The following is a 10,938-nucleotide window of genomic DNA, read 5'->3' as shown; positions in this document are numbered from 1 at the left end:
CACGCGCTTTCTATTATTGCAGGCACGCCACCAATAATATTTTACTAGAGTGAAGGAATAGACCAATTAGAACAAATTCCCCAACAAACACTAGCAGCAAAGACAGCACGAACTAAACTGAACGCCTACAAACGTGATTTTGAGAACGCACGTATCGGTAACTTCATCACAGCCGCCCAAGAATTTGACCTAGCAGCCGAACAAGCCAAGCCAACTCAGCCAAAAGCTGCATCGGAATTATGGCAACAGGCTATTAACCGCATTAATCAAGTTCCTTTAGAAAATCCCCGCTATGTAGAAGCCCAAAAATTATTAGTCAGCTACCAAAGCAAAATCCAGGGTATCGTTGACCCCCGCAGCAGTAAATTAATTGAGGGTGCAAAACAATTTGCCCTTGCAGCCGCTAAATCTGCCCAAAATCCACCCCATACAGATACTCAATGGAAACAAATTACTAAATTGTGGTCAACAGCTATTGAGCAGTTGCAAACAATTCGGGTAGAAGAACCTGGTTATTTAGAAGCCCAGAAGTTATTAGCGACCTATCAAACTAATTTAGGCATTATCGAGACTCGACTGCAAGCTGAGATAGAGTCACAATCATCGCTGAAACAGGCTAATAATGAAATCCAGAGATTGATTGCTGCTCCTCCCTCCGACCAACAGCAGTTTCAATCGCAAATCCAGGGGATTATCAACCAGCTAAGTACCGTGAAGTCCGGGACAACAGCCTACGCAGAAGCACAAACACTCATATCACAAGCCAAGAAACGACTTCAGCCGTAGGGAGCAAAAACAAATATTTGCTTGATAATAAAAATATGCTATGATGATAAATCGTGTGGTAAGGACGTATAGCTCAGTTGGTTAGAGCGCTACGTTGACATCGTAGAGGTCACTGGTTCGAATCCAGTTACGTCCATTATAACCTGTTGTACAGATGCATCAATTATCTGTCTATGTTGCTATTTGAACTTTAATCGTATCTATGGCATAGATATGATTAAAGCGCAGATTATTAAATTTCCGTAAACCTATGACAATTCAACTCACAGTTCCCAACATGGCTTGTTCTGTTTGTGCAGGCAAGATTACTAATGCAGTCAAAACAGTTGATGCTGAGGCGATCGTCCAGGCAGACCCTCAGACTAAGCTGGTTAATGTAGAGTCACAAGCATCAGCAACTGCTATCAAGGATGCTCTAGCTGCGGCTGGCTATCCCGCCAACTAATTTTTTCGACGACATATTTACGCCAAATTTGAGAATCCCGATTTCTGCAAGGAATCGGGACAATACGGTTTAGTTAACCTTATGGGTGGGTAGAAACGTTACAGTGCAACGTCTCTACAGGCGTTATTATTTTGGCAAATTATCTTATCCGAACCGTATTGGGAATTGAGATTCTTGATTATTAGAAAATATTTATACCACCCCAATAATTAGGGTTTGTCTTACACCTGAATATACTTCTCTAGTCTGATAATCTAGAGACTGTCACCTTTTCTTTCTTTTTCAGCAAACCTTAATTACTATCAGTCAGTAAAATAACTGGCATAGTAAGCGCATAACTATACTGTAATCGCATGAAGATTTAAGTATCTCTACTAAACCCCCTGCGGCTTATGTCATCGCCCTTTGAGCATCCGCCTAAAATTGAATTAAAAATATCTTCCAACCATCCTGAGTTATTGGCAGGGTTGGATATATGGTTGCGCTTGGGTTTAATATCCGATATCCAAGTTAGACAAGTATGTCGAGAATTTCTTTCCTGTCGAGTGGAGTTACAACCCCAGGTTGAGCCTGAACTACAGCTAGTAGCTGCATCCCCTAGGAGATTAGAACAGCCATTAATTGCCTATCTACCTGAAGAACCCAAAAAACCAGCAAAACCCAATTTTGCTAACCAAATGTTGCAGTCTTTGGGGGCAGAATTAAGCGTCCGTTGGCTGCTGTTTTTGGGTGTATTTTTAGTAGTCTTATCTTCTGGGGTGTTGGCGGCGAGTCAGTGGGAGCGATTCCCAGCTTCGGGACAGTATGGAGTGTTATTTGCTTATACTTTGACTTTTTGGGGTTTAAGTTTTTGGGCTGGTAAACAAAATAACTTGAGATTAACGGCTCAGACATTGTTGATTGTCACCCTGTTGTTAGTGCCGATTAACTTTTGGGCAATGGATAGCTTCGGGTTGTGGCGTAATCCCTTCGACTGGTTGACAGTGGCGATCGCATCTCCAATTCTAACCATAATTACGGTTATTTTATGTAAAAATCGCACACTCATCACCAATGCACCCAGAGGCAAGTTACCTCTATTCAATATTTTGGGATTGACTTATCTGCATTGGGGTTGGCAATTACCCTTATTTCCCCTGACGGCGATTTATGTGGCAATGGTAGGTACGACTATCCTGACGCTGTATCAACATCGCCGCCAGCCACCTACACCACCAGAGGCACAACCACCGGGATTAGGGATTAATTTATATGCGTCTGTAATTATTTATGCTTTATTACTCTTACTAGGACGAGGAATATTTGTTGCTAGGGTTGATGTTACTCAATTAGGTTTAGCTATTGGGATTTGTGGTTGGTTAGGAACTTGGTTGGCACAGCAGGGAAGTAAGAGCGCAGGGACGCAGGGGAGCGAGGGAGCGAGGGAAAATAATGCTCCTGTATTGCAAGCGGATGTGATTTGGGAAAGACTGGGCGGGATTTTGCTATTTTTGGGGTGGTTGGTAGCAGTATTTAATTATCCAGCCCAAGCTATAGCTGTGAGTGGCTTGGCTTTGTGGGCGGTGACAGTCCGGTTGCACAGATATAATTTACAGATTGATTTATTATTATTCTTTGTCATTGGCTTGCAGGCGATTTGGTTGGGTTGGCGGCTAGTTCCCTCAAGTTTACAGCAATTGGCTATCAGCGTGGGAACGCAACTCACCCAATCGCAAAATGAACCTTGGGCTTTATTGAGTGTGGTGTTATTTCCCTACCTAGTGTTCATGGTGGTGGTGACGGAGATTTTACACCAAGCCCGTAAGCGAGAAACAGCACAATTTGGCGAATTTATCACTTTGTTATTTGGGGCTTGTTTAACTGCGATCGCTACTGTTAATCCTACCTTGCGATCGCTCAATTTTCTCTGTTCTACCATCACTCTGGCAGTCGTCAGCAAACGGCGTTCTCCTCTCCCTCTTCCCTTGGTGTACCTGACGCACACAATGGGAGTGCTGACATTTTGTTCGGGGATTAATTGGCTATTACCAAATCTAGCTTTCCATCTGTGGGCAAGTATTTTATTAGTCCTGATGCTAGCAGAGTGGGGATTTAGCCTTGGTGATAGGGGGTTAGGTCAAAATGAACTATGGCGGCGTAGTGCATGGCACATGGGATTTGCACTTGCAGCCGTGAGTTTCTTGTTGCTGTGGACAAACGCGGAATCAGCTTGGACAGGAGTCATTAACAGCCAAGACTATTGGGGAGTAATTTGGTTAACTACACCCATCGCACTCACAGTTTTAGCTAGTCGGACAACTCAACGCCTGACTACAAATAGTTTCTTGGGTGTTCTGACGGTGTGTGCGGCGCAGTTACTCACCTTACCCCTTCCAGGAATGCGATTAATTGGTTTAGGTGTGGGTACTGGTGTGATGTATGCCAACACCCGCTATTTATTCAGCCAACAATGTGCCGGTGTCACCATTGGCTTTGGTTTAAGTTTCATCACGGCGTTGCTGTGGGAAGGTATCCCTGGTTTAGCACGCCTAGCCATACCGGGGTGGTTTGTTGTCGGTGCGATCGCTACTTTCAGCTTATGGTTACTAAGAACAATACTATTACGACAAAATGATGAATTAGCGGGGATGTATGCAGCCGCTAGTGATAAATGGGCGATCGCACTATGCACTGTAGAGTTATTCTTGATGACCCTACATTCTTCCTTAGTGTATCAGGGTTCTGTCACCCCCGGATTTTGGTACTTAATCGCCACAACCATCACTTTAGGCGCAATTATTTATCGTAGTTGGCAACAACCCACAAACTGGGCATTTTATGGCATCGGCTGGAGTGTAGAGTTATTAGTTGCCGAAGTGTTGGGCTTTGGGGAGCATTCAATTATTCGTATTGCGATCGCTAACATTGCCTTGGGTTTATTCTCGCAGATTTTGGGCGAATGGTGGCGGCGCAGATTTCAATTAACTCGACTACCCAGCAGCTTCCACGTTTTACCCTTGATTTATGGTGCATTTAGTGTACTGCTGCGGGTGAATGTCTTTACAAATTGGTCGGGGTTGGCTTCTTTGGGTGTAGCATTAATCTTTATTGGGGTAGGACGACGCACTCGCGACTTAAAACCCTTGCTGTATTTGGGGATTATTGGCATTTCTATCTCTGCCTATGAACTCCTCTTCTACCAAATGTTACAAGCCTCTGGCGGTGGTTTAGGGGACGGCTTAATTGCAATGGCTGCCCTGGGTACGACTATCATGTCAGTCTACCGTGTCCTCACCCCTTGGCTAACAACATGGTTACGCCTCACCCCCCAAGAAATCAAAGGTATTGCCCATCTACACTGGGTTTGGAGTAGCGGCTTACTCATGATGGCAATTGTCCTACCTATTCAAGTTAACCGTATGGTGGGATTAGGAACAGGGGCATTTTTGATTTCCTATGCCATCTTGCAAGGTAAACAATCTGCTAACGAAAATGACACCCTAGTCTTTGGACGCATCACCACAGCAGACTTTTGGGTGTACCTGGGGTTCTTATTAATAGCTGGGATGAGGGTTTATTGGCGAGAAACCGCCGTAGGGCAGTTTATTACCGGGGCGTTAGTACCTTGGAATGGTGCGATCGCCTGCGTATTTGCTTACTTCTTATACATCCTACCTTGGCAGCGTTGGGGCTGGTCTAAACAACCTTGGCAACTAGCCGCTTACATCGTCCCCCTAGTGATTCTGGCGGAAACTAGACTAGAAGTTTACCCAATTACCTTGGTAATAGCGGCTGCATACTATGTTTTTCTAGCCAAGTTAGGGGAAAATATTCGGTTCACATATATTAGTGTGGTCTTGATAGATTGGGCGTTGTTTTTGTGGTTCGATAGCTTACGCCTGGATTCCTTATCGTATGTGACAGTCATTGGTTTATCACTGCTGTATCTTGCCCAAGTAGACCCCCCAATGCAACAGCCAGAAAATAAACTACCCCGTCACACTTTAAGATTAATCAGCAGTGGTATAATTTGCGGCTGGGCAATTGTATTTTATCAAAACACCCCCTTGATACCGGGAGGATTTGCCCTGATTACTATTTTTGCCGGGTTAGCCTTACGTGTGCGGGCATTTCTTTACGTTGGCACAACCGCCTTTTTCATTACTAGCATTTACCAATTAGTGATATTTAGTTTGCGCTACCCCTTCCTCAAATGGGTAGTTGGGTTACTAGTGGGTGTTGCTCTAATTTCCATCGCCGCTAACTTTGAAACCCACCGCACTAAAATCACTTCATTGCTACGTAATACCAATAACGAATTTGAGGAGTGGCAATAATATTGTGTCAAGTTGCAAGTTCGTAGTAAGGACTTTAGTCCTGATTTTTTTAAGTGCTTACTACAAACTTTTAAAACTAAGTTAATTCATTAATATCAGAACCTTTTAAAAAAATATGTTTACCAACATCCGCCGAATATTCAACCGATTTTCTAATAAATCAAGAAAAATCAACAATGAACCTTTGAATAGGGTAAGTTTGATTGTGATTATCTTGATTGATATTTTTATCTTAATCAACGTTTTTACAGGACTGGATGATATTAGTAGATGGCATCTCAGCCCCACACAAGCTTATCCCTGTTATTCCGAATGGCAAAGTTACAGCAAACAAACTACTAAAGATAAAAACTATGAAATTGTCAGGCTATCATTGCAATTTGATAGTAACAATACACCTAGCCGCGCAGAAATATATCAACAAGCTGAAGCAGGTCATCTAGGAAAAGTTTCATCCACTTGTTTACAGTATGCAGAATACCAAGATAAGATTAATAACTCCAAAAATCAGCAAACCATAAAAACCATTGATCAGAAACAAGTACAAATTAGTAATTTTCAACAATCTAATAATCAGATTCGCGCTCAGTATGACTCTACACTCTTAGAAAAGATTGCCGGACAACCTCGTGGGCAATCCATTAATCAAGTCAGTGCCGCAAAAGCTAAACAAGAGTTAGATCAAAATAATCTCAAAATTTCCCAACGAAAACAAGAAATTTCGCTGCTAAAGAATGAACTAATCAATCAACCTGAAAGTGTTAGTTTTCTAGGCTTTCTTCAGAAAGAGAATGAATTGATCAAAGTTGAGCAAGGCTATAAGCAAGCATCATTTTGGTATCCAAGTATCCAATTGGCTTTTCAGTCTTTGTTTCTATTACCACTAATTTTTGTTGCCTTATTAGTACATCAATTTTCCCAGCGTAAAAGATATGGACTCATCTCGCTGATGAGTTGGCATTTGTTGGTGATCTTTTTTATTCCCTTAATCCTGAAAACTTTTGAATTTCTGCAATTTGGCATAATTTCTCAAGTTATATTTGAGTTTATTAGTGCAGTTCTGGGTAGATTACTTTTCCTCATCAGCTATGTTTATATCTTGTTAATTCCCTTGATTGGTTTTGGCATCATCAAGTTTTTTCAAAAAATTATCCTTAACCCTAAACTTCAGGCTGTTAGCAGAGTTCAAAAATCACGCTGTGTCAAATGTGCGAAAAAAATTCAGCAGAATGATGCCTATTGTCCCCACTGTGGTTATTATCAATATGTTGAATGTCAAAACTGCCATAATCTGACTTACAAACATTTACCACACTGTAAACATTGCGGCAGTGTCCAAGATTCCAGTAATTAGCTGTAGTTCCCTTTAGCTGAAGTTCGGTACAGACTCCCCACACCCCAACATGAAACGCCCAATTTTATATGTAGCCATCACCAACCACGGCTTTGGTCATGCTACCCGTACTGCATCTGTAGCCGCAACAATTCAAAAGTTATATCCAGAAGTCCTGTTAATTATGGTGACTACTGCGCCTCGGTGGTTGCTGGAGTGTTACATAGAGGGTGATTTTATCCATCGTCCCCGCGCTTTTGATTTGGGAGTGGTGCAAGCGGATAGCTTAAATATGGATAAAAACGCCACCTTGGCGAAGTTACTAGATATTAAAAAGCGGCAAAATTCGTTAATTGCTTCCGAAGTAAATTTCATTCGCCAAAATCGTGTGCAGTTGATATTGGCAGATATTCCTTTCCTCGCGCCTCTATTTGCTCAAAAAGCAGGTATACCTTGTTGGATGATGAGTAATTTCGGCTGGGATTTGATCTACCGTGACTGGGGTGGGGAATTTGTGGCTATTGCTGATTGGATTAGTGAGTCTTATGGAGAGTGCGATCGCTTATTTCGTTTACCCTTTCACGAACCCATGCAAGCTTTCCCCAATATTACAGATGTCGGTTTAACTGGTGGTACTCCCCGTTACACGGCTGAGGAAATCCGTGCTGTTTGGGGTATCACCGCACCTCAAGACAAAACTATCTTGTTAACCTTCGGTGGTTTGGGTTTACAACAAATTCCCTACGACAACCTCCGCCATTTCCCCGACTGGCAATTTATTGTCTTTGATCAGACTGCCCCATATTTACCCAATTTAATCAAAATTAATGACCGAAAATTCCGCCCCGTCGATTTTATGCCCATTTGCGGACGGGTTGTTTCTAAGCCTGGCTACGGCACATTTTCCGAGGCTACCCTATTCGATGTCCCTCTTGTCACCATTCCCCGTGATGATTTTGCGGAAGCAGCTTTTCTTTTAGAAGGACTGGTAAATTACAACTTGCATCAAATTGTCACACCCGACGAGTTCTTTCAAGGTGACTGGGACTTCCTCAATCAACCACTCCAACCACCAAAACAATCACAGCCACTAGCTAAAGATGGAAATCAGGCGATCGCCCAAGCTATGATTAATTACTTCCAGTCGATAAAAATGTAAAAACTCCGCGTACCTTTGCGCTTACCTTTGAGTACCTTTGCGTTTTCAACATCAACTTATGACTCACTACCAAAAACTCCTAAGAATTACTACTAACGGCAAATCATTCCTTAACATCACCTCAAAAATCGCAGCAACAGTTGCCGAATCAGGAATAGAAACTGGACTTTGCACGCTATTTTTACGCCATACTTCCGCCAGTTTAGTCATTCAAGAAAACGCCGATCCAGATGTACTAGTTGATTTAGCCAACTTCATGGCGAAACTTGTACCAGAATCAGGACAGTATATTCATAATGCGGAAGGTGCTGATGATATGCCGGCACATATCCGCACATCACTGACTCACACTTCTGAACATATCCCCATTAATCGCGGTCATTTAGTTTTAGGAACTTGGCAAGGAATCTATATTTGGGAACATCGCCAGCGCAGTCATGCGCGAGAGTTAGTTATCCACATTTCGGGATAATGACGCTTTCTTCATCAAATGAGGTATGTTATAGCCAGAGAGGAGTTTTTAAGAGGGATTGAAAAGTGCTTTGGATTTACGAAATTCGCGTACTACTTCTTTAATATCTTGGAGTTCTCCTTCTACTAAATAATTAAGTTTTCGCATTTCATCGGCGGATATTTTCCCTGTTAGTTGATTAATCGCTTTTTTGACTTGGGGGTATTTTTTTAAGGTTTCTTGCCTGACAATTGGTGTGGCTTCGTAAGGGGGAAAGTATTGTTGATCATCTTTGAGAACGAATAAACCCAAGCGAGCAATTTGTCCATCTGTGGAATTCCCTGCTACCATATCCACTTGTTTTTGAATTAATGCTCTATAGATTAAACCCAAGTCCATAATTCGCGGTGGTTTGGTAAATTTTAAATTATAGGTTTTAGCTAACCCTGGAAACCCATCTTCTCTTTCTAGAAATTCGTAGCCAAAACCGCCGCGCCATTGGGGTGTATATTGAGCTGCTTCGGATAGGGTTTGAATGTTGTAGCGTTTGGCATCTTCTCCCCTAATCATGATGGCAAAAGTATTTTCAAACCCCAAACTAGGCATTACTTCTAGCTGGAATTTTTGAGCGTAGGCTTGTTTTAATTTTTCATAAACTACTTTGGGGTCGTTAATTACTGCTTGTTTTAAAATACCAGTAAATGCTGTACCTGTATATTCAATATAAGCGTCAATTTTACCCGCAGTAATTGCTTGATGGCAGACAAAAGAACCGCCCAAGCGAGGACGGCGAACTACTTTCAAATCTGTGGTGTCTTCAATTTGTTGAGCTAAAATTTCGCCTAAAATATCTTGTTCTGTAAAATCTTTAGATGCTACAATAATATCGCCGCTACTACTTATTGGGTTGGTATTGCAACTGGCGATCGCCATCACTAATGCAAAGCTTAATAAGAGAACTATCAAAAATCTTTTCATAACACATGGTGGCGCAAAATTATTAACTTTTCACCTTTAATTTCTTCTCTAGCCATCCAATCAATAAATCAGCCACTAGTGCTATTACCGCCGCCGGCACTGCCCCAGCTAAAATTAATTGATTATTTACTACTGAAATTCCTCGAAAAATAAATACGCCCAAGCCTCCAGCACCAATTGCGGCGGCAATAGTTGCAATGCCAATACTAATAACTGTCGCTACTCGCACCCCCGCCAAAATCACCCCCATTCCTAAGGGAATTTCTACCTGTAATAACAATTGTCTGTCTGTCATCCCCATCCCTCGTCCAGCTTCCCGAATTGCTGGGTCTACTCCTGTTATACCTGTATAAGTATTACGAATTATTGGTAGTAAGGAATATAAAGTTAAGGCAACAATTGCAGGAACAACACCAATTCCACCAATGATAGGGACAGGAATCAATAAGCCAAATAATGCCAAACTGGGAATCGTTTGGAGAATGTTAGCAACACCTAAAATTGGTTGTCGCAGTTGGGTTTGACGGGTGATTAAAATTCCTAAAGGAATACCGATAATGATGGCAATGCTAATGGCAACACCCACTAAAAATAAATGTTCCAGGGTGTGTTGCAAGATTTCAGGAGCATACTTAAACAGGAAGAAATCTTTCATAAGTTGTCTTGCAGTGAACGCAGACATTGCAGGAATGCCAGACTTTCAGGATGTTGCGATCGCATAAATTCATCCTTTGTCCCTAATACTACCAATTCTCCCCCATACATTAACCCAATGCGCGATGCCAAAACAAAGGCTTCTTGAATATCGTGGGTGACAAAAACCACTGTCTTGCCTAATTCCTGTTGCAACCGCCGAAATTCTTGTTGTAATTCTAAGCGGGTAATGGGATCGAGTGCGCCAAAGGGTTCATCCATTAATAATACAGGTGGATCTGCTGCTAACGCCCTGGCTACACCGACTCTTTGCTTTTGTCCCCCTGATAGTTCGTGGGGATAACGCCTAGCGAATTGTGTCGGTTCTAAGCCTACCAACTGCAATAATTCGTATACTCGTGTTTTGATTTGTTTAGGTTGCCAACCTTCCAAACTAGGGACTAAACCCACATTACGTTCTACTGTAAAGTGGGGAAACAAACCAGTCTCTTGAATGACATAACCAATCTTACGCCGGAGTTTAATTTCATCCCACTGGGTTGTCGGCACACCATCAAATAAAACCTCCCCTTGAGTGGGTGTAAACAGACGATTAATTAATTTCATAGTGGTAGTTTTACCGCTACCACTACGTCCGAGTAATACTAACGCTTCCCCCCGATGAATAACGAAATTGAGCCGCGACACCAAAGGACGATGGTTGCGGCTAAAGGTAACATCACAGAATTCAATAGCGGCTGAGTTATTTTGTGGCATTACATTAATTCGTAATTAGATTAATCATGACAAATTATGCTGCCTCTTCGCCTCAAACTT

9 protein-coding genes and 1 tRNA gene are annotated in these 10,938 nt (G+C 42.2%); 7 read left to right on the top strand and 3 right to left on the bottom strand.

Annotated elements, in window-relative coordinates:
- Window positions 1-459 precede the first annotated feature (459 nt).
- The 7 genes from ACM0OR_RS16610 (at window position 460) to ACM0OR_RS16580 (ending at window position 8,511) form a co-directional block, all read left to right on the top strand.
- Complete coding sequence (locus tag ACM0OR_RS16610; RefSeq protein WP_414577477.1) at window positions 460-786, top strand: hypothetical protein; 327 nt, start codon at window positions 460-462, stop codon at window positions 784-786.
- 62 nt (window positions 787-848) lie between these two features.
- Window positions 849-922 (top strand) — tRNA-Val (locus ACM0OR_RS16605).
- A 114-nt stretch (window positions 923-1,036) separates the two neighbouring features.
- The gene (locus tag ACM0OR_RS16600) at window positions 1,037-1,231 is read left to right on the top strand and encodes a heavy-metal-associated domain-containing protein (RefSeq protein ID WP_414577475.1); all 195 of its coding nucleotides are present in this window, start codon (window positions 1,037-1,039) and stop codon (window positions 1,229-1,231) included.
- Between the two features lie 392 nt (window positions 1,232-1,623).
- Window positions 1,624-5,547, top strand: a complete 3,924-nt coding sequence (locus ACM0OR_RS16595; protein WP_414577473.1) for a DUF2157 domain-containing protein — start codon at window positions 1,624-1,626, stop codon at window positions 5,545-5,547.
- Window positions 5,548-5,662: 115 nt separating this feature from the next.
- Entirely contained in the window at window positions 5,663-6,901 is a 1,239-nt protein-coding gene (locus tag ACM0OR_RS16590) for a hypothetical protein (protein ID WP_414577471.1), read from the top strand.
- Window positions 6,902-6,950: 49 nt separating this feature from the next.
- A complete protein-coding gene (locus tag ACM0OR_RS16585) occupies window positions 6,951-8,039 on the top strand; it encodes a glycosyl transferase (RefSeq protein WP_414577469.1) in 1,089 nt (362 codons plus the stop codon).
- A gap of 58 nt (window positions 8,040-8,097) precedes the next feature.
- Window positions 8,098-8,511, top strand: coding sequence for a secondary thiamine-phosphate synthase enzyme YjbQ (locus ACM0OR_RS16580; RefSeq protein WP_414577467.1), 414 nt, complete (start codon window positions 8,098-8,100; stop codon window positions 8,509-8,511).
- 48 nt (window positions 8,512-8,559) lie between these two features.
- Here the strand turns inward: ACM0OR_RS16580 and ACM0OR_RS16575 are convergent, their stop codons facing one another.
- From ACM0OR_RS16575 to ACM0OR_RS16565, 3 genes are read right to left on the bottom strand one after another with little or no spacing between them, the layout of a single operon-like run.
- On the bottom strand, window positions 8,560-9,468 hold the full coding sequence (locus ACM0OR_RS16575) for a glycine betaine ABC transporter substrate-binding protein (protein WP_414577465.1): 909 nt from the start codon (window positions 9,466-9,468) through the stop codon (window positions 8,560-8,562).
- Between the two features lie 22 nt (window positions 9,469-9,490).
- The gene (locus tag ACM0OR_RS16570; RefSeq protein ID WP_323266173.1) at window positions 9,491-10,123 is read right to left on the bottom strand and encodes an ABC transporter permease; all 633 of its coding nucleotides are present in this window, start codon (window positions 10,121-10,123) and stop codon (window positions 9,491-9,493) included.
- Window positions 10,120-10,878: an ATP-binding cassette domain-containing protein gene (locus ACM0OR_RS16565; RefSeq protein WP_323266172.1), complete on the bottom strand. Its 759-nt coding sequence runs from the start codon at window positions 10,876-10,878 to the stop codon at window positions 10,120-10,122. The genes ACM0OR_RS16570 and ACM0OR_RS16565 overlap by 4 nt, the downstream gene beginning before the upstream one ends.
- Window positions 10,879-10,938: the final 60 nt, after the last annotated feature.

The sequence above is a fragment of the Anabaena sp. CCY 9402-a genome, from assembly GCF_963920945.1.
GTDB classification, from domain to species: domain Bacteria; phylum Cyanobacteriota; class Cyanobacteriia; order Cyanobacteriales; family Nostocaceae; genus Trichormus; species Trichormus minutissimus.
Note: the sequence above shows the minus strand (reverse complement) of the source record. Positions and strands in the feature narration are given on the sequence as shown.

What these genes read in the sequence shown, in the direction of transcription:
- ACM0OR_RS16590 (WP_414577471.1), top strand. Translation starts at nt 5,663, where the DNA reads ATGTTTACCAACATCCGCCGAATATTCAACCGATTTTCTAATAAATCA.
- ACM0OR_RS16595 (WP_414577473.1), top strand. Translation starts at nt 1,624, where the DNA reads ATGTCATCGCCCTTTGAGCATCCGCCTAAAATTGAATTAAAAATATCT.
- ACM0OR_RS16580 (WP_414577467.1), top strand. Translation starts at nt 8,098, where the DNA reads ATGACTCACTACCAAAAACTCCTAAGAATTACTACTAACGGCAAATCA.
- ACM0OR_RS16600 (WP_414577475.1), top strand. Translation starts at nt 1,037, where the DNA reads ATGACAATTCAACTCACAGTTCCCAACATGGCTTGTTCTGTTTGTGCA.
- ACM0OR_RS16570 (WP_323266173.1), bottom strand. Translation starts at nt 10,123, where the DNA reads ATGAAAGATTTCTTCCTGTTTAAGTATGCTCCTGAAATCTTGCAACAC.
- ACM0OR_RS16565 (WP_323266172.1), bottom strand. Translation starts at nt 10,878, where the DNA reads ATGCCACAAAATAACTCAGCCGCTATTGAATTCTGTGATGTTACCTTT.
- ACM0OR_RS16575 (WP_414577465.1), bottom strand. Translation starts at nt 9,468, where the DNA reads ATGAAAAGATTTTTGATAGTTCTCTTATTAAGCTTTGCATTAGTGATG.
- ACM0OR_RS16585 (WP_414577469.1), top strand. Translation starts at nt 6,951, where the DNA reads ATGAAACGCCCAATTTTATATGTAGCCATCACCAACCACGGCTTTGGT.